Origin of the sequence: Devosia epidermidihirudinis, assembly GCF_000971295.1 — a bacterium.
GTDB classification, from domain to species: domain Bacteria; phylum Pseudomonadota; class Alphaproteobacteria; order Rhizobiales; family Devosiaceae; genus Devosia; species Devosia epidermidihirudinis.
On record NZ_LANJ01000045.1, the window covers coordinates 192,144 to 215,554 of the forward strand.

The 23,411-nt window shown below is 61.5% G+C and carries 19 protein-coding genes; 9 read left to right on the top strand and 10 right to left on the bottom strand.

Going from position 1 to position 23,411, the window contains the following annotated elements; translation table 11 throughout:
• Positions 1-274: 274 nt before the first annotated feature.
• Positions 275-1,405 (bottom strand): DUF2336 domain-containing protein, encoded by a 1,131-nt coding sequence (locus tag WH87_RS19135; protein ID WP_197410832.1) that lies wholly within the window; start codon positions 1,403-1,405, stop codon positions 275-277.
• Between the two features lie 184 nt (positions 1,406-1,589).
• Entirely contained in the window at positions 1,590-3,803 is a 2,214-nt protein-coding gene (gene katG / locus WH87_RS16380) for a catalase/peroxidase HPI (protein WP_046140488.1), read from the bottom strand.
• Between the two features lie 104 nt (positions 3,804-3,907).
• On the opposite strand from katG, the gene WH87_RS16385 reads away from it, so the two are divergent.
• The gene (locus tag WH87_RS16385) at positions 3,908-4,816 is read left to right on the top strand and encodes a hydrogen peroxide-inducible genes activator (RefSeq protein WP_046140487.1); all 909 of its coding nucleotides are present in this window, start codon (positions 3,908-3,910) and stop codon (positions 4,814-4,816) included.
• Here WH87_RS16385 and rarD read toward each other — a convergent pair.
• On the bottom strand, positions 4,776-5,723 hold the full coding sequence (gene rarD, locus WH87_RS16390; protein ID WP_052952334.1) for an EamA family transporter RarD: 948 nt from the start codon (positions 5,721-5,723) through the stop codon (positions 4,776-4,778). The two genes, WH87_RS16385 and rarD, sit on opposite strands and share 41 nt — an antisense overlap.
• A 187-nt stretch (positions 5,724-5,910) precedes the next feature.
• On the opposite strand from rarD, the gene WH87_RS16395 reads away from it, so the two are divergent.
• Positions 5,911-6,360: a host attachment protein gene (locus WH87_RS16395; RefSeq protein WP_046140638.1), complete on the top strand. Its 450-nt coding sequence runs from the start codon at positions 5,911-5,913 to the stop codon at positions 6,358-6,360.
• Between the two features lie 137 nt (positions 6,361-6,497).
• Here the strand turns inward: WH87_RS16395 and WH87_RS16400 are convergent, their stop codons facing one another.
• The 3 genes from WH87_RS16400 to ettA are packed head-to-tail and all read right to left on the bottom strand — an operon-like array spanning position 6,498 to position 9,414.
• Positions 6,498-7,352, bottom strand: coding sequence for an alpha/beta fold hydrolase (locus WH87_RS16400; RefSeq protein ID WP_046140486.1), 855 nt, complete (start codon positions 7,350-7,352; stop codon positions 6,498-6,500).
• 31 nt (positions 7,353-7,383) lie between these two features.
• On the bottom strand, positions 7,384-7,710 hold the full coding sequence (locus WH87_RS19685) for a hypothetical protein (RefSeq protein WP_046140485.1): 327 nt from the start codon (positions 7,708-7,710) through the stop codon (positions 7,384-7,386).
• 48 nt (positions 7,711-7,758) lie between these two features.
• Positions 7,759-9,414 (bottom strand): energy-dependent translational throttle protein EttA, encoded by a 1,656-nt coding sequence (ettA, locus tag WH87_RS16410; protein ID WP_046140484.1) that lies wholly within the window; start codon positions 9,412-9,414, stop codon positions 7,759-7,761.
• 309 nt (positions 9,415-9,723) lie between these two features.
• Between ettA and WH87_RS16415 the strand changes: the two genes are divergently transcribed.
• On the top strand, positions 9,724-11,079 hold the full coding sequence (locus WH87_RS16415) for a M16 family metallopeptidase (RefSeq protein WP_052726624.1): 1,356 nt from the start codon (positions 9,724-9,726) through the stop codon (positions 11,077-11,079).
• A 4-nt stretch (positions 11,080-11,083) separates the two neighbouring features.
• Positions 11,084-12,457, top strand: a complete 1,374-nt coding sequence (locus tag WH87_RS16420) for a M16 family metallopeptidase (protein ID WP_046140482.1) — start codon at positions 11,084-11,086, stop codon at positions 12,455-12,457.
• Here the strand turns inward: WH87_RS16420 and WH87_RS16425 are convergent.
• The 4 genes from WH87_RS16425 to WH87_RS16440 form a co-directional block, all read right to left on the bottom strand.
• On the bottom strand, positions 12,402-13,970 hold the full coding sequence (locus tag WH87_RS16425; protein ID WP_197410833.1) for a tetratricopeptide repeat-containing diguanylate cyclase: 1,569 nt from the start codon (positions 13,968-13,970) through the stop codon (positions 12,402-12,404). The two genes, WH87_RS16420 and WH87_RS16425, sit on opposite strands and share 56 nt — an antisense overlap.
• Positions 13,971-14,109: 139 nt before the next feature.
• Positions 14,110-16,311, bottom strand: a complete 2,202-nt coding sequence (locus WH87_RS16430) for an FdhF/YdeP family oxidoreductase (protein WP_046140480.1) — start codon at positions 16,309-16,311, stop codon at positions 14,110-14,112.
• 252 nt (positions 16,312-16,563) lie between these two features.
• Positions 16,564-17,478, bottom strand: a complete 915-nt coding sequence (ppk2, locus tag WH87_RS16435) for a polyphosphate kinase 2 (protein WP_046140479.1) — start codon at positions 17,476-17,478, stop codon at positions 16,564-16,566.
• Positions 17,479-17,691: 213 nt separating this feature from the next.
• Positions 17,692-18,831 carry a PQQ-dependent sugar dehydrogenase gene (locus WH87_RS16440; RefSeq protein WP_046140637.1) on the bottom strand — a complete coding sequence of 380 codons (1,140 nt, stop codon included), beginning with the start codon at positions 18,829-18,831 and terminating at the stop codon, positions 17,692-17,694.
• Positions 18,832-19,034: 203 nt separating this feature from the next.
• Between WH87_RS16440 and greA the strand changes: the two genes are divergently transcribed.
• The 5 genes from greA (at position 19,035) to WH87_RS16465 (ending at position 23,306) form a co-directional block, all read left to right on the top strand.
• A complete protein-coding gene (gene greA / locus WH87_RS16445) occupies positions 19,035-19,508 on the top strand; it encodes a transcription elongation factor GreA (protein ID WP_046140636.1) in 474 nt (157 codons plus the stop codon).
• A gap of 154 nt (positions 19,509-19,662) precedes the next feature.
• Entirely contained in the window at positions 19,663-20,613 is a 951-nt protein-coding gene (gene trxB, locus WH87_RS16450; protein ID WP_046140478.1) for a thioredoxin-disulfide reductase, read from the top strand.
• A 115-nt stretch (positions 20,614-20,728) separates the two neighbouring features.
• Entirely contained in the window at positions 20,729-21,622 is an 894-nt protein-coding gene (locus WH87_RS16455) for a LysR family transcriptional regulator (RefSeq protein WP_046140477.1), read from the top strand.
• Positions 21,623-21,639: 17 nt separating this feature from the next.
• On the top strand, positions 21,640-22,140 hold the full coding sequence (locus WH87_RS16460) for a hypothetical protein (RefSeq protein WP_046140476.1): 501 nt from the start codon (positions 21,640-21,642) through the stop codon (positions 22,138-22,140).
• Between the two features lie 173 nt (positions 22,141-22,313).
• Entirely contained in the window at positions 22,314-23,306 is a 993-nt protein-coding gene (locus WH87_RS16465; RefSeq protein ID WP_046140475.1) for a magnesium transporter CorA family protein, read from the top strand.
• The last annotated feature ends 105 nt before the right edge of the window (positions 23,307-23,411 follow it).

The following is a 23,411-nucleotide window of genomic DNA, read 5'->3' on the forward strand; positions in this document are numbered from 1 at the left end:
GCCCGAGGGCAGCCCGGTGGGTGGGAAGACATATCGCCTAAAAGACCTCACGGGGTCGAGCGAGTGGAGGCTCGGGTGCCACGACCTCGTCCTTCGACAGGCTCAGGATGAGATCTGCTGGGGCGCGCGCCGAACTCGTAAGCTCCCTCACCCACCGCTCGTCACCCTTGGGCTCGCCCCGAGGGGTCTTCCCTCCCCCACAAAAGAAAACACCCTCGGGTCAAGCCCGAGGGTGACGATTGGGATAGGGCGACCCGCTGGGACCAGAGAGCGCTTAGGCGCTGACGGCCATTTGGTCTTCGTGCGCGGGGCGCTTGCGGAAGGAGTGCGCGCGCCAGAGTTCGAAGATGGCAGATGCTTCGCCGCTCTCGATATTGTTGAAGCGGGCCAGCACCATGTCCTTTTCGGACTGCGTGGGCAGATCTCGCCAGGGCAACGTGGCAACGACCGCCTCGAACAGATCCGGCGTTAGGCCTGCGGCGCTGAGGGCAACCGTGACCGCGACATAGTCCTGCGCCGCCAGCCACTTGACGATGACCTCGGGACCAACGCGCAGCATAACGGTCAGCGCTGCAGCCGCATGGTGGCCGTAGCCGAAGCGGGCGAAGCGAGCCAACGCGCGCTCATTGAGCTGCTTACGATCGCTGAGCGCTTTGACCTGATTGTAGGCCACTTTCCACTCGGTGGCGGAAAAGCCGGCGCGGTTGCGCATGCGGTTGTACACGACAGCATTGAGCTTGCCGGCGGCCACCGGGTCCATGGCACGGTTCGGACCGCCCAGATCTTCCAGCACCCTGGTCGCGGCGGTGTCGATTTCGCCGCGCAGCGTCTTCCAGTCGATGTCGGCGCGACCACGAAGGTCAGCGGCAATTTCGGCATCACGGGTGGCGCGCTTGACCAGCTTGTGCAGCGTTGCCTGATCGAACTCGGCATTTGAGTTCCGCACCAGACGCACGACCGAGCTCGTCTCGCCATGCTCAACAATCGCATCACCGACACGCTCGGCCACGCTCATGCGGCTGGCGATCGCAACACGATGGTCTTCGCTCTGGCTGCTGATGATGTCGATGAGATCATCGTCGCTCAGCACACTCGAAAACTCGAGCAGTGGTTTGGCAACTTCGATGTCGTCATTGGCCAGCTTGACCACCACCGTACCGGGTGCCCGATCCAGTGGCGCCAGCAGCATAGCGACATGGGCCCGCGCCTCGACTTCGACAAAAGCGGCGAGACGGCACAGCACTTCGTCATACTGGGCGACCTGATCGTCGTCGCAGCGATCCGACACGTAGCTGAACAACTGCGCCATGTTGCGGAACAATTGCTCGCGCTCGGAATTGTTGTCTTCGCCGTTCAATACGCGGAAGCTCGAAAATGCCGGTAGGCCTTCGTCAAGTTCGCTCATCGTCAATCCCTCGGCCATTGCGGCACATATCGACGGCGACAATGCTCTCCCACTCTCTTGCATGCACTGAAGGGGAGCCCGGAAATTTGATTCAAATTTTATCGAGCTGACAGCTGCCCGGGTAAAAAGAAGGGCCCCGAAGCAATGCTCCGAGACCCCATTTCACATCCGCCTTGTGCAGGCTTTATGCGCTGAGATCGAACCGATCGGCGTTCATCACCTTGACCCAGGCGGCGACGAAGTCCTTGGCGAAACGTTCGCCATTGTCGGCCTGCGCATAGACTTCGGCCAGCGCGCGCAGCTGCGAGTGCGAACCGAAAATCAGGTCGGCGCGGGTTGCAGTCCAGCGGCCTTCGCCGGTGGAACGATCCGTGCCCTGATAGATGCCATTGCCGACAGGCTTCCACTGCGTGGCCATGTCGAGCAAGTTGACGAAGAAGTCGTTGGTCAGCTGCTCTGGACGTGCGGTGAACACACCATGCTCGCTAACCCCCGCCTTGAGCACGCGCAGGCCACCGACCAGCACGGTCAGCTCTGGCGCGGTCAGGCCGATCAGCTGGGCCCGGTCGATCAGCGCAGCCTCAGCCGACAGGCGGTTTGGCCCACGGTGATAGTTGCGGAAACCATCCGAGGTTGGCTCCAGCCAGGCAATCGATTCCACATCGGTCTGTTCAGCCGACGCATCCATACGACCGGGGGTGAACGGCACGTTGACGGCAAAACCGGCGTCGCGAGCCGACTTTTCGACAGCAACCGAACCCGCCAGCACGATCAGATCGGCCAGAGAGACCTTCTTGTTGCCCGTCTGGGCAGCATTGAACTCAGCCTGAATGGCTTCAAGAGCGGCCAGCACGCGCGCCAGCTGTTCTGGTTGGTTGGCTTCCCAATCCTTCTGCGGGGCCAGGCGCACACGGGCACCATTGGCACCACCGCGCATATCGGTGCCGCGATAGGTCGAGGCGGATGCCCAGGCGGTCGAGACCAGCTCGGAAACCGACAGGCCGGTCGCCAGGATCTTGGCCTTGAGACCTGCGATATCGGCTTCATCGATCACGGGATGATCGAGCGCCGGGATTGGGTCCTGCCAGATCAGTTCTTCGGCTGGCACTTCCGCGCCGAGATAGCGGCTGCGTGGGCCCATGTCGCGGTGAGTCAGCTTGAACCAGGCGCGGGCAAACGCGTCGGCAAACTGGTCTGGGTTTTCGAGGAATCGACGCGCGATCTTTTCATAGGCCGGGTCAGCGCGCAGCGCGATGTCCGAGGTCAGCATGGCGGGCACATGACGCTTTTCAGGGTCATGCGCATCGGGAACGGTGTTTGCGCCCATGCCGTGCTTTGGAATCCACTGATGCGCGCCAGCGGGGCTCTTGGTCAACTCCCACTCATAGCCGAACAGATTCCACAGGAAGTTGTTGCTCCAGCGGGTTGGCGTGGTGGTCCAGGTGACTTCAAGGCCCGAACCGATGGTGTCGCCGCCCTTGCCCGTGCCAAACTTGTTTTCCCAGCCGAGGCCCTGCGCCTCGATGCCAGCCGCTTCCGGCTCAGCACCGACAAGACCGGCATCGCCAGCACCATGGGTCTTGCCGAAGGTGTGGCCCCCAGCAATCAGCGCCACGGTTTCTTCGTCGTTCATGGCCATGCGCGCAAAGGTATCGCGGATATCGCGTGCCGAAGCGACGGGGTCGGGATTGCCGCCAGGACCTTCTGGATTGACGTAGATCAGGCCCATCTGCACCGCAGCCAGCGAGCTGTCGAGTTGGCGCTCTTCAGTGTAGCGCTCGTTGTCGGCCAGCCATTCGCCTTCCTTGCCCCAATAAATGTCGAGCTCTGGCTCCCAGGTATCAGCGCGGCCACCGGCAAAGCCGAAAGTCTGGAAACCCATGGATTCCAGGGCCACGTTGCCGGTCAGGATGAACAGGTCAGCCCAGGAAATCTTGTTGCCATACTTGCGCTTGAGCGGCCACAGCAGGCGACGGGCCTTGTCGAGGTTGACGTTGTCTGGCCAGGAATTGAGCGGCGCAAAGCGCTGCTGACCGGCACCACCGCCGCCACGACCATCCTGCACGCGATAGGTGCCGGCGCTGTGCCAGGCCATGCGGACCATGAGCGGGCCATAGTGACCAAAGTCGGCGGGCCACCAATCCTGCGAATCCGTCAGCATCGCGCGGATATCCGCCTTGAGTGCAGCCAGGTCGAGCGACTTGAACGCCTCGGCATAATCAAAGGCTTCGCCGAGCGGATTGGCCGCCACGGAGTGCTGGTGCAGCACGGACAGATCGAGCTGGTTTGGCCACCAATCACGATTGCTGCGACCAGCGCCACCATGCTGACCGTGATCCACCGGACACTTGCCGCCAGCGGCCTCGGCCGGGTGATCGGGGGTAATATTATCGGTCATGATGGACTCCGCTGGAACGATTCTAAACTAAGGTTTCGTTGTGACGCAGCGATGTCGATTAGGCAAATTGATTGATCCTCTTGTTATGATAAGGTGAGCCTATCATGCAGCTATCCATCAAACAGATGCGCTATGCCGTTGCCGTGGCCGAAACGGGCCACTTTGGCCGCGCCGCCGCCACCTGCAACATCAGCCAACCCGCGCTCAGCCAGCAAATCCAGGCCATCGAGGAGGAGTGCGGCACCTCCCTGTTCGACCGCCTGCGTGGTGGGGCGCGCCCGACCCCGTTTGGCACGGAGTTCATCAGTCGCGCCCGCCGCGTCCTCGATGGTGTCGATGCGCTGGAAGCCTTTGCCGAGGGCCATGCCGGTCAACCCGACCGCCCGATCCGCTTCGGGCTGATTCCCACCGTCGCGCCCTATTTGTTGCCCGAGATATTCCCGGCGCTGACCAAGGGCCTGCCCAGCCTTGATTTCACCGTCAGCGAAAACCGCACCGATGCGCTGCTGGCCGGGCTGATCGATGGCAGCCTCGATGTAGCGCTGATCGGAACCGACCTGCCCGAGCATGGTCCGCGCCTCGTCAGTGCCCCTCTGTTTGAGGATCAGTTCGTTTTGGCCACCAGCCGCAATGAGCTGACATCAGCGCCGGTCTCGCTGACCAGCCTTGCGCCCGAGCGTATCCTGCTGCTCGACGAGGGCCACTGTTTCCGGGACCAGACTATTGCCGCATGCCGTCTGGATAGCGATCCATCGGCCCGCACTTTCGCGGCTACGTCGCTATCGACCATTGTGGAGTTCGTGGCCAACGGGCAGGGCGTGACCCTCCTGCCCCAGATTGCGCTGCGCAAGGAGGCCACCGACCCGCGCATCGCCATTCACACGCTGGTGTCGCCCGGCGCGGGACGCATGTTGTCGCTGGTGTGGCGCGAAGCCACGCCGTTCGGTGCGATCTTCGAGCAGATGGCGGCGCTTATCCGCGCCCGCCCCGACGCCGGAAGCTATCGTAGCTGAACACCATCAGCGACAGCCAGATCAGCGCGAAGCTGAACAGGCGCAGCCCGTTGAGGTGCTCGCCGAACAGGAAGATCGCCACCAGGAACTGGATCGACGGCGCGATATACTGGAACATGCCGATCGTGGTCAGCCGCAGGCGACGCACCGCAAAGGCAAACAGCAGCAGCGGAATGGCCGTCGCCGGACCGGTCAGGATCAGCATGAACATCAGGTATGGATCGCCATGCGCGCCAATGCCTGTGGTGGCGATGTTGAAGATCACATAGGCCAGCGCGAACGGCGCCAGCATCACCGTTTCAGCGAACAGCCCCGATGCCGGCCCAAGCTGGGCGGTCTTGCGGAAATAGCCATAGAAGCCAAAGGTCAGCGCCAGGCCGAGGGCCACATAGGGCACGTTCCCGAGGCCAAGCGCCTGAATGCCAATGCCAATGGTCGCAATCACGATGGAGATCGTCTGCAGCTTGTTCTGCCGCTCGCCGAGCAGCACCATGCCCATGACCACATTGACCAGCGGATTGATGAAATAGCCAAAGCTGGCTTCCAGCACCTGCCCGCTTTCCACCGCCCACACATAGAGCAGCCAGTTGGCAGCGAGCAGCACGGCCGATACCAGCGTCATGGTGGCCCGGCGGCGGTCGGCAAACAGCGCCCGCACTTCGCCATAGCCCTTGGTGAAGATCAGGATGATAGACAGCAGCACCAGCGACCACACGGTCCGCTCGGCCACGATCATCACCGAATTGACGGAATGCAGTTCGCGGAACAGCAGCGGCAGGAAGCCCCAGGCCGAATAGGCAAGCAGCGCCGCTAACACGCCGTTGCGCGCCTCGTTCACATCCACGCTGGTTGGCGCGGCAACGCTCGCAGGGGCAATCGCCTCGGGCGCAGATTCTGGCAGCGACATGATCAACTCCGCGCCCACCACGGGGCGTCACGGCTCGGTGATAGCAGCGGCGTTCCAGCGCGACCAATCAGAGTTTGTGATCAGCCCGCATGCCTGCGGTGATGGGACGCGCCAACCTTTTGGCTCGGGGCGAGTTCACCTCCTGACGCTGACGCGTCCAAGTTCTGTCCACAAAGAGGAGCCCACCATGAAGAAGACTGTCACCTGGGTCCTGATCGCCAATGGCGCACAGGCACGCGTGCTGGAAAACACTGGACCCGGCAAAGGGCTAAAGCCAGTGGAGGGCATGGACTGGGCCATCGAGCCATTGCAGGCGCAGGATATCGTCAGCGACCGCCCCGGCGCCCACCGCACACCAAGCGGCTTTGGTCGCGGTGGCATGGAGCCCCGCACAGACCCGGTCGAGCACCGCGAAGCCGAGTTCGTCAAAACCGTCGCCAATGAACTCGATCATCAGATCCAGAACGGCGCCTTCGACCGCCTTGTCATCGCCGCGGCTCCAATCGCCCTCGGCGATTTGCGCAAGTCGATCTCGCCGGCGGTCAAAAAAGCCATCATTGCCGAGCTGAACAAGGACCTGACTAACCTGCCCTCGGCGCAACTCGACAAGCACTTCGACGGCATCCTCGCCGCCTGACGCAGACGACAAAGGCCCGCTGCATGGCGGGCCTTTTTACTTTTCAAATCAATGCTTTGCGCGGCGCGCCGGATTCAGTTTGATCGGCACTTGAATCAATCCGGCAGGTCTATCCAACGAGACCTCTGCGATCCTGTCTAAGCCTCTGATTCATCCTCAAAATCCTCGTCATCGTCATCGCCGCCTTCAATGGCATCGAGGAATTCGAGCAGCAGCGAGTTCACCAGGTCGGGGCGCTCGATGCTGGGGATGTGCGCCACGCCTTCAAGCACGGCGGCAAAGGCGTTCGGCATTTCTTCGGAGAGGTGATCGTGGCGCTCGATCAACGCGGTGAAATCCTCATCACCCACCATGAGCAGTGCCGGTGCACCGACTTCGGATACGCGGTCCCATGCAGATGCAGGGCGCTCTTCCTGCGTCAGGCCTGGCTGGTTCAGCGCCAGCCGGTTCATATCCAGAAACAGCTCGCGCACGGCCCCGCCGACACGACCGCTCTGCGCCCGAGGACCATCGAGCCACTCATGCGCCTGCACGCGATTGAGCATATCAAGGTCGCCGCGCTCGAAGGCATCTTCCTCGGCCGCCTCGATCTGGGATTCGGCCTGCGTTGCCGTCCACGGCGCGCCGGTGACCGAAGTGCCGATCAGCACCAGGCCGATGATGCGACCGGGATGGGCCAGCGCGAAATCAATCGCCAAACCACCACCCATCGAGCAGCCGACAAACACCGCCGCGTGAATGTCATGCGCGTCGAGGACAGCGATCAGATCATCCACATGGCTGAACGGCTCATCGACGCTGGTGGTTTCGCCATAGCCACGCCGATCATAGGCGATGGCCTGCCAGCCCTCTTCGGCCACGGCGTCCATCTGACTCTGCCACATGCGCTTGTCGCAGACCCCGGCATGCAGAAACACCACCGGCAGTCCCTCGCCTACGCTGAGGCCGGAAAGGTTGGCCCCGCCAACCTGCAGCGAAAACGGCTTCGACATCACGCACGCAACTCCACGCACTACAATTGATCTACTGCTGCACCAGAGCGCAGAACTCGAATTCCTTACGCGTGCCGACCCAGCACCCCGGCGCATCGCCGCTGACAAAGCGGCCCATGTCCACCGGTGCACGACCCGGCGCCGCATTTGCGGGGGTCAGGTAGACCGTACCGCTATCGGCTTCGCCGGCCGCAAAGGCCAAATATTGCCCATCGGGCAATTCAAACGTCAGGCCATTTCCGTCCAGCACGACATCACAGGCAAAGGGCTCAAAGCCCGTCACCGTGCATTCCCCCGGCGCGGCCAGAGCCGCTCCCGCCAACAGGCCCCAGACCAGGGCCGCCCCCATAAGCTTCATTCCTGCCCCCACAGCAAAAAGGGCGGGCTCGTGGCCCGCCCGATCATATTAACGCGTCAGCGGCTTGTAAGTCGCGCGCTTTGGATTGACTGCATCCGCGCCGAGGCGGCGGATCTTGTCCTGTTCGTAGTCAGCGAAATTGCCTTCGAACCACTCGACATGGCTGTCGCCTTCAAAGGCCAGCATGTGGGTGGCCAGACGATCGAGGAACATACGATCGTGGCTGATGATCACTGCGCAGCCGGCGAATTCCTCGAGCGCCTCTTCCAGCGCGGCGAGGGTTTCGGTGTCCAGATCGTTGGTGGGCTCGTCAAGCAGCAGCACGTTTGCGCCGGACTTGAGCATCTTGGCGAGGTGAACGCGGTTGCGCTGACCACCCGACAGATTGCCAACCTTCTGCTGCTGATCCCCGCCCTTGAAGTTGAAGGTCGAGGTATAGGCGCGCGAGTTCATTTCGCGCTTACCCAGCATCAGGATTTCGTCGCCTTCCGAGATTTCTTCCCAGACAGTCTTGTTTGGGTTGAGGCTATCGCGGCTCTGGTCGACATAACCAAGATGCACGTTCTCGGCGACGGTCACCGAACCCGCATCAGGGGCTTCCTGACCGGTCAGCATCTTGAACAGCGTGGTCTTGCCCGCGCCGTTTGGCCCGATAATGCCCACAATGCCGCCCGGGGGCAGCTTGAAGGTGAGGTTGTCGATCAGCAGGCGATCGCCGAACGACTTGGACAGGCCTTCCACGTCGATCACGTTGTGACCCAGGCGCTCACCGGGTGGGATGATGATCTGGGCGGTCTGGCTCTGCGTACGGGCGTCGTTGATCTTGACCAGCTCGTCATAGGCCTTGAGACGCGCCTTGGACTTGGACTGACGCGCCTGAGGCGACTGGCCCATCCATTCCTTTTCGCGTTCCAGAACCTTGGAGCGCGCAGCATCTTCACTCTTTTCCTGGGCAAAGCGCTTGGCCTTGGCACCGAGGTAAGCCGAGTAATTGCCTTCATAGGCAACGCCACGACCACGGTCGAGCTCGAGAATCCAGCCGGTGACGTTGTCGAGGAAGTAGCGATCGTGGGTGATGATCAGCACGGCGCCCGCAAATTCACGCAGGTGACGCTCCAGCCATGCGGTCGTCTCAGCGTCCAGATGGTTGGTCGGTTCGTCGAGCAGCAGCAGATCTGGCTTGGAGAGCAGCAGCGCGCACAGCGCGACGCGGCGACGCTCACCACCCGACAGCTTGGTCACGTCGGCATCGCCCGGAGGGCAGCCCAGCGCTTCCATGGCCACTTCGACCTGCGATTCGAGATCCCACAGGTTCTCGGCGTCGATCTGGTCCTGCAGCTTGGCGGCTTCGTCGGCGGTCTCGTCCGAGTATTCCATCATCAGCTCGTTGTAACGATCGATGACGGCCTTCTTTTCTTTGACGCCGGTCATGACGTTGCCGAGCACGTTCAGTGCCGGATCAAGCTCGGGCTCCTGGCTCAGATAGCCCACCTTAGCGCCCTTGTCGGCCCACGCTTCGCCCTGGAACTCGGTATCCACGCCAGCCATGATCTTGAGCAGCGTCGACTTACCCGAACCGTTCGGGCCCAGAACGCCGATCTTGGCGTCGGGGTAGAAGCTGAGGTGGATGTTATCCAGCACCTTCTTGCCACCGGCATAAGACTTGGACATTCCGTGCATGTGATAAATAAACTGGCGAGCCATTCGGCTTTGGTCCCCGCAATGGAAGAATTTGGGCCCGTATGTAGGCGATGGCTCCGATAAGGGCAACACGCCCCTATGCCACCACAATTGGCGTTAGGGATGGCGGGATGCGGACACCCCGTAAGCCAATGACCCGAATAGCCTTGCCAATCATGCTGCTAGGCCGAAAACCCGCGCCGTTTATGGTCTCGCTGCGTCAAAAGGACTTTCCAACCGCTTGCCTTTGCCCCCGATGACAAACAATTGCTTCACGCACTGGCGTCGCCTCGTCTACTCCATTGCCACCGTATGACTTTCCCGGAGCCGTCGATGATCTTGAAACACGGACTGGCCCTTGCGCTGGTCACCGTCCTGTCCCTGCCCGCCATGGCAGAAGACACAGCCCCGGATACCGCCATCCAGAATTTCACCCTCGATAACGGCCTTGAGGTTGTGGTGATCCCCGATCACCGTGCGCCCATTGTCACCCATATGGTGTGGTACAAGGTGGGCAGCGCCGACGAGGCTCCCGGCAAGTCGGGCATTGCCCACTTCCTCGAACACCTGATGTTCAAGGGCACCGTCAAGCATCCGGCCGGTGAGCTGGATCGCCTCGTCACCGAGATCGGTGGCAATGGTAATGCCGTCACCACAAGCGATTTCACCACCTATTTCCAGACAGTGCCGGCCGACGCGCTCGCCACCATGATGGACATCGAAGCCGACCGCATGCGCGGTCTCGTGCTCACCGATGATGTCATTGGCTCTGAGCGCGACGTGGTGCTTGAAGAGCGCCGTATGCGCGTCGACGGCAGTCCGCAGGCGCTGTTGCAGGAAGAAACCACCGCCACCCTGTTCCAGAACCACCCCTATCGCATCCCCACCATTGGCTGGATGCAGGAGATCGAGCAACTCAACCGCGCCGACGCCGTGGCGTTCTATGACCAGTATTATGCCCCAAACAACGCCGTGCTGGTGATTGCGGGCGATGTGGAGCCTGCAGCGGTCCGCACGCTGGCCGAGGAAACCTATGGCAAGGTGCCGCGCGGTCCCGATCTGCCAGCGCGCGTTCGTCCATCCGAGCCGGTGCAGGATACCAAGCGCACCGTCAGCCTGTCCGACGCGCGGATCGGCATTCCAAGTTTTTCGCGCACCTGGATCGTCCCGACCTATCGCACCGCAGAGCCCGGCGAGGCCGAGGCGATTGACCTGCTGTCCGAGATACTCGGCGGCGGCAGCCGCAGCCGTCTCTATCAGCAGGTCATCGTCAAGGACGGCATCGGCGCATCCGCCGGCGCCAGCTATGATGGCGGCGCTTATGATCCGAGCGGCTTCACCATTTATGGCGCGCCCCAGCCCGGCCACACCCTGCCCGAGGTGGAAGCTGCCGTCGATGCGCAGGTGGCCCTCTTGATCAAAGACGGCGTCACCGAGGCTGAACTCAACAGCGCCAAGGCCCGCTATGTCCGCTCGATGATCTTTGCCCATGACGCTCAGGCCAGCATGGCCAACCTCTATGGCAGCCGCCTCGCCAGCGGGGGCACCATCAAGGACATCACCGAATGGCCTGACCGCATCCGCGCCGTCACTGCCGAGCAGGTGCAGGCCGTCGCCGCCAAATACCTCAACCCCGCAATTTCCGTGACCAGCTATCTGCTGCCGCCCGAAACAACCGGAGCGCAATAAGCCCATGACTAATCTGTTCGCGTTCCCCCGCCGTATCGCTGGCCTTGTCACCGTCCTCTCCGCCCTCGTGCTGGCCGTTCCGGCCTATGCTGAAGTGGTGTTTCAGGATGTGACCTCGCCCAAGGGCATCAATGCCTGGCTGGTTGAGGATTACTCGGTTCCCATCATCACCATCCGCTTCGCCTTTGAAGGCGGCTCCACACAGGACGCCATCGGCAAGGAAGGCACCGCCAACCTGCTGACCGCCCTGTTCGATGAAGGCGCCGGCGATCTCGACAGCGACGCCTTCCAGACCAAGCTCGACGATGACGGCGCTGAAATGGGCTTCGCGGCCGATCAGGACGCGGTCTATGGCTCGATGCGCATGCTGGCCGACAAGCGGGAGGAGGCCTTTGGCTTGCTCAAGCTGGCCATCCAGGAACCGCGCTTCGATCAGAACCCGATCGACCGCATGCGCGCCCAGATCGTCGCCGGGATCATCGCCTCGGCAAAAGACCCCGGCACCGCTGCGCGAGAGCAATGGGCCAAGGCGCTGTTTGGCGATCACCCCTATGCGCGCCAGAGCCAGGGCACCGAAGTCTCGCTCGCCAGCATTACCGCTGATGACCTGCGCGCGTTCAAGACCGCCAATTTCGCGCGCTCGAACCTGCATGTCGGCATTGTCGGCGCCATCGACGCCAAGACGGCGGGCGAAACGCTGGACATGCTGTTTGGCGACCTGCCCGAAAAGCCCGACCTGGTTGATGTCCCCGACATTCAGCCAACCTTCGGCAAAGACCTGTTCGTCGACTACAACCTGCCCCAGACCGCGATCTACATGGCCTTTCCAAGCCTGAAGCGTGAGGCCCCCGACTTCTACGCAGCCTCGCTGATGAACCAGATCCTGGGCGGCGGCGGCTTCTCCTCGCGCCTGACCGATGAGGTGCGTGAAAAGCGCGGTCTGACCTATGGCATCAGCTCATCGATGATGACCCTCAAGCACTCCAATGTGCTGCTGGTGAACACCTCCACCCGCTCCGACCGAGCCGCCGAAACCCTGACCGTCACGGAAGATGTTATCGCCAGAATGGCCAAGGATGGCCCGACGCCGGAAGAGCTGGCATCGGCCAAGAAATACGCCATAGGCTCCTATGCCATCAACGAGCTGAGTTCATCGGGCTCTATCGCCAATACGCTGGTGGGGCTGCAATTGCGTGGTCTGGATATCGACTACATCAACGAGCGCGCGGACCTGCTCAATGCCGTGACCATCGAGGATGTGAAGGCGGTTGCAGCCAAGCTGCTGAGCGTCAAGCCGACCATCCTGCTGATCGGGCCGCCGCTCACGACGGCGGAGAACCCCGCTCCAGCGGAGCCAGCGACGCCATCGGTGAACTGACCATCTCAAGGTCGTGCGCGACCACCTGATTGCGCCCGGCCGCCTTGGCCCGATAGAGCCGCCTGTCCGCTGCGGGCATGATCTCGTCGGGCGCCTCGCCCACCGCCAGACCGATGCTGCAGGTGACATGCAGTCCCTTGGCCACCTGGTTCCAGTCGAAGCTTTGCAGCACGGTGCGGACCTGCTCGCAGCTTTGCCAGGCCTGCTCGACATCACCATGCGCAAACACCAGCGCGAACTCCTCGCCACCGAGCCGGAAGGCCGTCAGATGCTCACCCTGCGCGGCCAGCAGCGCCCCGGTGCGGCGCAGCACATCGTCGCCCACCCCGTGTGAGTGGCGATCATTGACCAGCTTGAAATGATCGAGGTCGAGAATGCCGATGGCGAAGGTGCTGCCCACCATGCCAGCGAGTATGGCGTCAAAACTGCGCCGGTTGGGCAGATCGGTCAGCGCATCATGCGTCGCCAACTGCTCGAACTGCTCGGCCACCGTGCGCAAGCGCGCGTTCTCCAGCCGCATTTCGCTCATCTGCGCCCGCCGCTGGGTCAACACACCCATTTGCTGGTGATAGGCCGCATAGAGTTTGCGGTGATTGTGCAGCGCCAGCTCGTAATTGCCCATCATCTCATAGACCTCAGACAGACGCCGGAAGGCATTGACCTGATTGTCGAGGTGATTGGCGCGCTGCGCCAGTTCGAGTGCCCGCTCGCACAGGCCCAGTGCTTCCTCGGTCTGGCCAAGACGCAGCTGGGCCTGCGCCCGCGTATAGATGTAGTGCGCCTCGCTGCGCGGCCCCAGCGACGGCGGCAGATGGGATACCGTGTCCAGAAGCTCCAGAGCGCGCGGAACCTGATCGAGCAGTGTCTCGCTTTCGGCGCGATTAATGACGGAGGTGACGAAATAGCCGATGTCGCCGCAGGCCTGCGCCTGCTCTGCGGCAGTGATGAAGTAGGCAATGGAAGTATCGATCAGCGGCCGACTCTCCTCAGCCAAGCCGCTATCGAGCATAACGTCGCCCTTGGCGCCGTAAGAATACCCAAAGCTGTTGTTGATCAGCGACATGGTCGCGAGATCTTCGGCGCGTTCTGCGGCCTCCAATGCACGCTTCAGCACCGGCAGCGCCAACTCGTGCTGCCGCGTCAGGGTCAGTGCAATGGCCTTGGTGTGCAGCGCAAAGGCAAGGGTTTTCGCGTCGCCGGCAGCCTCGGCCAGCGTCAGGGCCGTCTGGCTTTCGGCAAAGCCCTCATCGATGAGCCCGATTTCCATCAGCAGCCAGGCCTGCACGGAGGCGGAAAACGCATGCTTGGCGCGATCGCCACAGCGCAGGTAGAGGCGTTTGGCGCCGTCAGCGCTTTCGATGCCGTCGCTGGCATGCCCCATTTGCAGGCTAAACCAGGCAATCAGCAGCATGGACTCAGCAAGCGCCCAATCGTCCAGCTGCTCCTGAGCAATAACAAACAGCCGCTGCGCGTCAGCCAGGCCATTTTGCCACTGACCAGTACGCGCTTTCACCCACCCTTCTGCAAGGGATGTATTCAGGTCTTGCTGATCACCGTCAGACACGGCCGGACCCATAGCTGTTTAGCCCAGTATATTGACCTCATAAATCTATGAATATTACGCAAACTTATGTCGCGCCATTCTTTTTGAACTAATGTTCGATCCAGATCGGCACCGATTTAAACGCGGGCGTCTTGCTGCGTGGATCGACCGCTGTTCCCACCAGCACATTGGCTTCTGGATAATAGGCCATGGCGCTGCCCTCGGGCAGATCGAACGCGGTAGCAATGGCCGACATGCGGCCGGTGTCGGACGCAACGGTGACGTTCTGCCCCTCGGCAACGCCGAGCCGGGTCATATCGTTGGCATTGAGGAACACCGCAAAGCGCCCCGCGCCGCCGCGATAGCTGTCCTTTTCCTCATAAATGATGGTGTTGAACTGCCCCTCGCTGCGCATGGTCGCCAGTGTCAGCCGCTCACGCTGCAAAGCGGGAATGGGCGTCACCACGAAATGCGCCTTGCCATCGGGCGTGCCGAACTCAGGCGTGTGCATGACGCGGCTCTTGATATGGAATTCGCGCTTAGCCACGTCGATATCGGCCAATTCCTCCATGCCGGGCACGATGGCGGCGATGGCATCGCGTATTTTCGAATGCGACCGGAAGGCCGTGAAGTCGATGGGATAGTCCGGCGGCAGCAGCCCCTCCGCCAGGGTCGCAAGAATCCAGCTCTCCGGCTTCACATAGTCCAGCCGGCAAATGCCGCCATCGCTGAGACGCACATAGTTGAACATGGATTCCTGGGTGGTGGGCTCCCATTCCTCGTCGCGCGCCGTCACCGGCAGGATGAGCACCTCGCCATCCCCGAGCCCGTTCACATGCCCCATATTGAGCGTGGTGGTGAGGAACAGCTTGAAGCCAATGGCCTCCATGGCGCGGCTGGCAAAGGCACGGTCGGGCGTCGCCCCCCAGAGATTGCCGCCCATGATCACGGCGCTATCCACCTCACCCGCTTCGGCGGCCTTGAGACACGCCATGGTGTCGTAGCCCTTCTCCTCGGGGAATTTGACCCCGAATTCGGCTTCCATTTTCGCCAGCACATCCTTGGCCAACACCGGCTTGACCCCGATGGTGCCAATGCCCTGCACATTGGAATGCCCGCGCAGCGGCAAAAGCCCGGCAAAGCGCTTGCCCACCATGCCGCGCAAGGTGGCGAGATTAGCGATGGCCTCGACATTTTCGACGCCATGAATGTGGTGCGTCATGCCCATACCCCAGGCAAACACCGCGTTCTCGGCCTCGGCGTAGCGCACCGCGACTTCCTCGATCTCGTCCCGCGCGATACCACAGGCACCCACGATCTCGTCCCAGCTCAGTGCCTCAAGGTCGGCGCGGAAGGCATCAAAGCCCGAACTGTGCTTGTCGATGAACGAAACATCCTGCTGGCCCATTTCTAGCACCACCTTGGCAATGCCCTTGAGCAGCGCCACGTCCGAGCCAATGCGCGGCTGCACATAGAGCGAAGCAATCTCGCTCCCGCCCTTGAGCATGGAGCTGGGCGATTTCGGCACGGCAAACTTGACCAGCCCCGGCTCCTTGGCCGGATTGATCACGATGACCTCCCCGCCCCGCTCGCGGCAGTTCTTCAGCATGTGAATGAAGCGCGGATGGTTGGACGACGGGTTGGCGCCGATCACGAAGATCATGTCGGTGCCGGTCAAGTCCTCCAGCTCGACACTGGCCGTGCCCTTGCCGATGGTGGTCGCCAGCCCCTCGCTCGTCGCCTGATGGCAATAATACGAGCAGTTGTTGACGTTGTTGGTGCCATAGGCGCGCGCCAGCAGCTGGAAGATAAACCCGGCCTCGTTGGACGAACGCCCGGACGAATAGAAAAAGCTCCGCTGCGGATCGGTCGCGCGCAGCTTTTTGGTGGCGTGGTTAAGGGCAAAGTCCCAATCAACCGGCGCAAATCGGTCAGAGCCCGCGGCCTTGAACAGTGGCGTGCCCAGGCGCCCGAGATGCTCCATCTCCTTGCCGGTTAGCTCCTGCATATCGGCAATCGGATGCTCAAAAATGGCATGGGGAATGGCGGGCTGAATATCAGTAGACTGCGCCTGCACGCTCTTGTTGCAGACCGAAGGAAACTCATCGAGTTCATTGGTCATGCCGCCGCGCTGGCCGCCCATGCCATAGGCACAGGCCTTGCAGGCATTCTTGGCCGTCAGGGCTTTTGCGGCCTTGCCCACGCCCATCTTGCCGATGGTCGCCAGCGTATAAAGAACCTTTTTGGGCCCGCCGCCCACGATCTGGCTGGTATCGCCCACTGCACTGCTCCGCCCTTGCTTGGGGAGCATTGTTGACGCCTCACGCCACCATGGCAAGCCTGCAAAAACGCAAGCCCCAAAGACCTCATGGTGAGCCCGTCGAACCACAAGGTCGCGCGAGTGGAGATTTCGGTGCCACGACCTCGCCCTTCGACCAGCTCAGAATGAGGTCTGATGGGAGATCACACATGAACCGCGTCATTCCCGCGAAAGCGGGAATCCCCCTTAACCTAAAAAGGGAGATCCCCGCTTTCGCGGGGATGACGTGGTGATGTGGAACCCTCAGTACACCGACTTCACATGCATCTCTGCCGGGACCGGGCCACGGGCGTAGTCCGGGTGACGAATGCGGTCGGGCAACACGACCGTCGGCTTGGGCACATCGCCATAGGGGATGGCGCTCAGCAGATGGGCGATGGTGTTGAGGCGTGCACGCTTCTTGTCGTCGGCGTCCACCACCCACCATGGCGATTCAGGAATATGCGTGCGCTGCAGCATGTCTTCCTTGGCCTTGGTATAATCCTCCCAATGGCGGCGGGATTCCATGTCCATCGGCGACAGTTTCCACTGCTTGAGCGGATCATCGATGCGCATCTTGAAGCGGAACTCCTGCTCCTCGTTGGAGATGGAGAACCAGAACTTGATCAGGATGATGCCCGAGCGCACCAGCATCTTTTCAAACTCGGGCACCGAGCGGAAGAATTCTTCCAGCTCATCGGGCGTGCAAAAGCCCATCACGCGCTCGACCCCGGCGCGATTGTACCAGGAGCGATCAAACAGCACCATTTCGCCCGCCGCTGGCAGGTGGGGCACATAGCGCTGGAAATACCACTGGGTCTTTTCGCGATCATTGGGCGCGGGCAGCGCCACAACGCGACACACGCGCGGATTGAGCCGCTGGGTGATGCGCTTGATCGCACCGCCCTTGCCCGCCGAGTCGCGGCCTTCAAAAATCACCGCGACCTTGAGCTTGTTATGCGCAATCCAGTCCTGCAGGCGCACCAGCTCATGCTGCAAGCGGAACAGTTCGCGGAAGTAAATCCGCCGATCCAGCGTCTCACCACCGGGTCTCCCCGACCCATCGGCTAGCATTTCAAGCTGATCGTCCTCGAACTGTAGTTCCAGCTCTTCATCAAACGAGTCAGCAATTTCCGCGCGAATGCGATCGAGTTCAGCCTGCAATTCTTTGTTGGACATACGTGCCTCCAGGTGCGCCGCCACTGTTCACACCCAGATTGCACTTTTGTGACGGTCGATGAAGGGCGCCGCCACTTCACCTCTCCCTTGGGGGAGAGGTCGACCCGTCTTCGGGGCGGGTGAGGGGGCCATCCCATGCACCACACCCAGTAAAGGCCCCCTCACCCGGCGCTGCGCGCCGACCTCTCCCCCAAGGGAGAGGTGAGAAAGCCCTCACTCCCCCTCAGGCGCCACGCGGATCAACCGCCCATTGTCCTCGTCGGTCAGCACATAAATCGCGCCGTCCGGCCCGACGCGCACATCACGCACGCGGCCAAGCTCGCCCTGAAACAGGCGCTCCTCGGTCACCACCGTGTCGCCATCCATCTTGAGATGCACCAGCACCTGTCCGCTAAGGCCCCCGGTCAGCAGATCGCCCTTCCAGCCGGGAATGAGGTCCGCCTCGTAGAACACCAGACCGGATGGGGAGATGGACGGGTCCCAATAGAACAGTGGCTGCTCCATCCCGGTTTTCTCTGTGCCTTCGCCGATGCTGACGCCGGAATAATCGACGCCATAGGTGATGACCGGCCAGCCATAATTGCGGCCCGGTTGCGGATTGTTGAGCTCATCACCGCCGCGCGCGCCATGTTCGACCGTGAACAGCTGCCCATCCGGGCGCACAGCCGCGCCCTGCGGATTGCGGTGACCCTTGCTCCACAGCTCCGGCGCCCAGCCTTCCAGCTTGGGGTTGTCAGCGGGCACTGAACCATCGGGCGTGATCCGCACCACGGCCCCGGCCAGATCGGACACATCCTGCGCCCTGTCCTGCTCGCCACGCTCGCCCAGCGTCACGAACAGATTGCCGTCCGCGCCGATCACCACCCGCGAGCCGAAATGGCGGTTGGTGGTGGTGAACTTGTTCATGCGGAAGATCACTTTCTGATCGTCCAGCTGGCCGCTATCTCCATCCAGCACCAGCTTGGCCGACAGCACCGCAGTGCCTTGCCCGCGCTGCAGCCCGGCATCTGCTGCACGTTCGGAGAAGGTGAGGTAAATCTGGCCGCTTGTGGCAAAGTCTGGCGCAATGGCGATATCGAGCAGGCCACCCTGCCCTTCATTATAGACGTTCGGAACACCGGAAATGGGCGCGCCGAGCACCCCCTTATCCACAATGCGCAATTGCCCGCTGCGTTCGGTCACCAACATGCGCCCATCGGGCAGGAAGCCGAGCGACCATGGGTGGCTCAACCCTTCGGTGATCACTGTCGCGGTGAGTTTTCCGCCACTGGATTCAATCGTCTGGGCAGAAACTGGCAGAGCGACAATAAGCGCGGCCAAGGCTGGGACGGTAAAACTAAGCAACTGGCGCACAGGCAATTCCTTTCAGCACTGAGGCGTCATTTCTTGAATGCAAGTGTGAACATACCCATCTTCATTGCTGCACTGGCTTGACCACAACGTGGCGTCCGGGCAGTTTGCATTGATCTCCCCGACAAATTTATCGTGACGCTGATGCCGAACGTAACTTTGGCTGGGAGTTTACTTTATCTGCCGTGCCGATGGAGGCGACGAAAATGGACAAGATTCCAATGACGGTTGGTGGCCATAAGGCCTTGACCGCCGAATTTGAGCACCGCACTGCAACCGAGCGCCGTCGCATCATCGACGCGATCGCGGAAGCGCGCGCCCATGGGGACCTGTCCGAAAATGCCGAGTACTCGGCAGCCAAGGAACAGCAGAGCCTCAACGAAGGTCGCATCAAGGAACTCGAGACGATCCTGGCGCTTGCCGACATCATCGATGTCAGCAAGCTGTCCGGCACCTCGGTCAAGTTCGGCGCGACCGTGACTTACCTCGACGAAGACACCGAGGAAGAGAAGACCTATCAGGTCGTGGGCGATCCAGAAGCCGACGCTTCGGCTGGCCGCATCTCAATTTCCTCGCCCATCGCCCGCGCCATGATCGGCAAGAGCGAAGGCGATTCGTTTGAAGTTTCAGCTCCGGGCGGCGCCCGCAGCTATGAGATCGTCAAGATTTTGTACAAGTAGAGCCCGCCTATTGGGCATTTGCCCAATTGGGGTGTGACATTTCGGCTCGTTCCACAGCCGCGTGTAACGCCTACAGCGAGTTAGCCTTGAAAGAGTGACCCTTCGCCCCTTAACTAAGGGCGAGGGGTTACTCGTATTTTCGGAGAGCGTCGCGATGCACGCGAAGGTCATCATTATTGGTTCCGGTCCAGCCGGCTACACTGCCGCCATCTATGCGGCACGTGCCATGCTGGAACCTGTGATGATTCAGGGTCTGCAGCCTGGTGGGCAGCTGACCATCACCACCGATGTCGAGAACTATCCCGGCTTCGCTGACGTCATCCAGGGCCCATGGCTGATGGACCAGATGAAGGCACAGGCCGAGCATGTCGGCACCAAGATCGTCAACGACATCATCGTCAATGTCGACTTCGACAAGCGCCCCTTCGTGCTCACCGGCGACAGCGGCGACATTTACACCGCCGACAGCCTGATCATTGCGACGGGCGCACAGGCCAAGTGGCTGGGTCTGCCATCCGAGCAGAAGTTCCAGGGCTTTGGCGTGTCGGCCTGCGCCACCTGCGATGGTTTTTTCTATCGCAACAAGGAAGTGCTTGTGGTCGGCGGCGGCAATACCGCAGTCGAAGAAGCGCTGTTCCTCACCAATTTCGCCTCCAAGGTCATTCTTGTGCACCGCCGCGACGAGTTCCGCGCCGAGCGCATCCTGCAGGATCGCCTGTTCAAGAACCCCAAGATCGAAGTGCGCTGGAACACCGAAATCGCTGAAATCGGCGGCTCGGCCATGCCGCCGTCGGTCAATTCTGTCACCCTGCGCGACCTGAACAATGGCAATACCTATGATCAGGCCGTGGACGGCGTGTTCGTTGCCATCGGTCACGCACCGGCAACCTCGATCTTTGCTGGCAAGCTCGACATGAAGCCCGGCGGCTACCTTCAGGTGAAGGCCGGCACCACCGAAACCAACATCCCTGGTGTTTTTGCCGCTGGCGACGTCACCGATGACGTGTACCGTCAGGCTATTACGGCGGCCGGCATGGGCTGCATGGCAGCGCTCGAGGCCGAGCGTTACCTTGCCGAACATGAAATGGCCGAGGCTGCGGAGTAGGTTTGTTGGATATGTTTGCAAAAATCCATCGCCGCGCCACAATCTACCCTGCCCTTGCCGTCATGGCGGGCAAAGTTCCGCACCCCGGCTGACGGGAAACTAGAAAGCGTTCAAAATGCTCGACTGGGACAAGCTCCGGATTTTCCATACCGCCGCCGAGTCGGGCAGTTTCACTCATGCGGCTGAAAAGCTGGGCATGAGCCAGTCGGCGGTCAGCCGTCAGATTTCAGCGCTGGAAGACGATCTGGGGCTCAAGCTCTTCATCCGTCACGCACGCGGTCTGGTGCTCACCGAAGTCGGCGAACAGCTGTTCCGCACCGCCCATCGCATGCATTGGGAGCTGCAGCAGGTCGAAACCCAGATGTCCGAAAGTCAGGACGTCCCCACCGGCCCGCTTATCGTCACCACCACCGTGGGTATCGGCTCGACCTGGCTGTCCTCGCGGCTTGACGAGTTCCTCAAGCTTTACCCGCTGATCCAGCTGGAAATCCGCCTCAACGACGCCGAGCTCGATCTGGCGATGCGTGAGGCCGACGTGGCGATCCGTCTGCACCGACCAAACCAGTCCGAGATGATCCAGCGCAAGCTGTTCACCGTGCACAACCATTTCTACGCGTCCAATTCCTACATCGAAGAGCATGGCATGCCCAACTCTGTCGAGGGTCTGGATGATCACCGCATCATCAGCTTTGGTGAGCCGGTGCCGTCCTATCTGGGCGATATCAACTATCTGGAACGCCTTGGCCGCCCGGATTCCAGCCCGCGCCGCGCCACGCTCAAGGTCAACGCCATCTATGGCATGATGCAGGCTGCCCGCGCCGGCACCGGCATTGCCATGCTGCCCGCCTATGTCACCGAAAAGGAAGACACGCTGGTGCAGGTGCTGCCCGAGATCGAGCTGCCCGCCTACGAAGCCTATTTCGTGTATCCGCCTGCGCTCAAGAATTCCAAGCGCGTCGGCGTGTTCCGCGATTTCCTTGTCGGCAAAGCCCGCGAGTGGAGCTTCTAGCCTCAGAAAGACCGACCATGAAATCTCTGGTTCTCGCCCTGGCTATGGTCGTATTGACGCCTCTCGCCAGCGGAGCCGAAGAGATGCGCGGCCTGTCGCCGACCCAGCTCGGCGAAGTGTTTTGCATGGCCTATCTGAGTGGCGACGAAGATCTCGCTCTGGCCATCTCGACGCCGGTGCTCGCGACTGCCGTGGCCCATGCCGTCGCGCGCAATGACGCGATCGCCCGCGCTAACCCCGATGACAAGCCGCCCCTCGGCGACGGAGTACCCTGGATGCTCGCCCCCGACTATGCATCCATCTGCACGGTCGGCGAGATCGAGACCAAAGACGGCATCGTCTACGTCCCCATCCACTATGCCTTCCCCGACGATCCCAACGTCACCTATGACGACAAGCTGGAACTGGGCTCTGCGCCCGGACCCTACGGCTATGGCTCCCTGCGCCGCGTGGACAACGTGCTCTATGGCGACGGCGGCTCGCTCCAGTCGCTTCTGGTGTCAATTTTCGATCAGTGATTCTTGCCTTGACGCAGCAGCCACTTAGGCGCATTGCGGACCTTGTCGAACCCAACTCATAGGACCCGACCCGTGAACCCCGACTCTCGAAGTCGATCTACAACCAAAAAGTTACGTCGCACGGCTTAACCTCGATGGGCCGGAGCGATGCTCTAGCCTGTAAGGAAGCCGCCATGCTGCGCATTTTCACGCACAACGGACAACACCTCGTCGCCGCGACCATCGAAGGCCAATCGGCCCCCGAAAGCTACGCCGACGCCATCTGGTACGATCTGTTCAATCCCACCCGCGACGAAGAACTGCTTGTTGAACGCTGCCTTGGCATCGCTGTGCCGACGCGCGACGAAATGCAGGACATTGAGCCATCCGCCCGTCTCTACGCCGAATCCGGCGCCGAGTTCATGACGGTGACCACCCTGTCCCACATGCACGAGCATGACCCCGTCAAAGCCCCTGTCACCTTCATCCTGCGCGACAAGGTGCTGGTAACGCTGCGCTATTCCGAGCCCACCCCGTTTGCCACCTTCCAGGCCGCAGCGCAGCGCCCCAATGGCCGCGCCTACGTCACGGGCGAGCTTGTCATGGTTGGCCTGCTCGAGGCGCTGATCGACCGGCTTGCACAGGTGCTGGAATGGGCCGGCGACGAGCTCGACGGCATTTCCCGTGGCGTCTTCCGCTCGACCGCCAAGAACGCCGTGCGCAAGGCGCGCAACCTTGAGGGCCTGATCGAAAAAATCGGCAACAAGGGCGATATGCTGACGCTGGTGCGGGAAAGCCTAGTCAGCATCCAGCGCCTGACGACCTTTCATCAGGCCCGTGACATGTCGACCGCCAAGACCGCCCGCGAGCTGCGTCAGGAGCTGAAAGTGCTGCAGCGCGACGCCGAGGCTCTCGGCGATCACGCCGGCTTCCTCTCCAACAAGGTGAACTTCCTGCTCGACGCGACTCTGGGGCTGATCAACCTCGAACAGAACGCCATCATCAAGATTTTCTCGGTGGCCGCCGTCGTCTTCCTGCCACCAACGCTGGTCGCATCGATCTACGGCATGAACTTCGAGGCCATGCCCGAGCTGGCCCTGCCCTATGGCTACCCGCTGGCGCTCGGCGCCATGGTCGCCTCGGCCGTGCTGCCTTACCTGTTCTTCAAGAAACGCGGCTGGCTCTAAGGCCCTGCGCGAGTGGGCAGTGCTGAAACTCTGCCCACTCCGCTCAATATTTCTGCGGCACCCTGCTGCGACACCATTCCATTTGTCCTTGATTCGATTGACTTA

Excerpts from the sequence above, each read along its gene's own strand:
- WH87_RS19135 (WP_197410832.1), bottom strand. The coding sequence starts at position 1,405 with ATGAGCGAACTTGACGAAGGCCTACCGGCATTTTCGAGCTTCCGCGTA.
- katG (WP_046140488.1), bottom strand. The coding sequence starts at position 3,803 with ATGACCGATAATATTACCCCCGATCACCCGGCCGAGGCCGCTGGCGGC.
- WH87_RS16385 (WP_046140487.1), top strand. The coding sequence starts at position 3,908 with ATGCAGCTATCCATCAAACAGATGCGCTATGCCGTTGCCGTGGCCGAA.
- rarD (WP_052952334.1), bottom strand. The coding sequence starts at position 5,723 with ATGTCGCTGCCAGAATCTGCGCCCGAGGCGATTGCCCCTGCGAGCGTT.
- WH87_RS16395 (WP_046140638.1), top strand. The coding sequence starts at position 5,911 with ATGAAGAAGACTGTCACCTGGGTCCTGATCGCCAATGGCGCACAGGCA.
- WH87_RS16400 (WP_046140486.1), bottom strand. The coding sequence starts at position 7,352 with ATGTCGAAGCCGTTTTCGCTGCAGGTTGGCGGGGCCAACCTTTCCGGC.
- WH87_RS19685 (WP_046140485.1), bottom strand. The coding sequence starts at position 7,710 with ATGAAGCTTATGGGGGCGGCCCTGGTCTGGGGCCTGTTGGCGGGAGCG.
- ettA (WP_046140484.1), bottom strand. The coding sequence starts at position 9,414 with ATGGCTCGCCAGTTTATTTATCACATGCACGGAATGTCCAAGTCTTAT.
- WH87_RS16415 (WP_052726624.1), top strand. The coding sequence starts at position 9,724 with ATGATCTTGAAACACGGACTGGCCCTTGCGCTGGTCACCGTCCTGTCC.
- WH87_RS16420 (WP_046140482.1), top strand. The coding sequence starts at position 11,084 with ATGACTAATCTGTTCGCGTTCCCCCGCCGTATCGCTGGCCTTGTCACC.
- WH87_RS16430 (WP_046140480.1), bottom strand. The coding sequence starts at position 16,311 with ATGCTCCCCAAGCAAGGGCGGAGCAGTGCAGTGGGCGATACCAGCCAG.
- ppk2 (WP_046140479.1), bottom strand. The coding sequence starts at position 17,478 with ATGTCCAACAAAGAATTGCAGGCTGAACTCGATCGCATTCGCGCGGAA.
- greA (WP_046140636.1), top strand. The coding sequence starts at position 19,035 with ATGGACAAGATTCCAATGACGGTTGGTGGCCATAAGGCCTTGACCGCC.
- trxB (WP_046140478.1), top strand. The coding sequence starts at position 19,663 with ATGCACGCGAAGGTCATCATTATTGGTTCCGGTCCAGCCGGCTACACT.
- WH87_RS16455 (WP_046140477.1), top strand. The coding sequence starts at position 20,729 with ATGCTCGACTGGGACAAGCTCCGGATTTTCCATACCGCCGCCGAGTCG.
- WH87_RS16460 (WP_046140476.1), top strand. The coding sequence starts at position 21,640 with ATGAAATCTCTGGTTCTCGCCCTGGCTATGGTCGTATTGACGCCTCTC.
- WH87_RS16465 (WP_046140475.1), top strand. The coding sequence starts at position 22,314 with ATGCTGCGCATTTTCACGCACAACGGACAACACCTCGTCGCCGCGACC.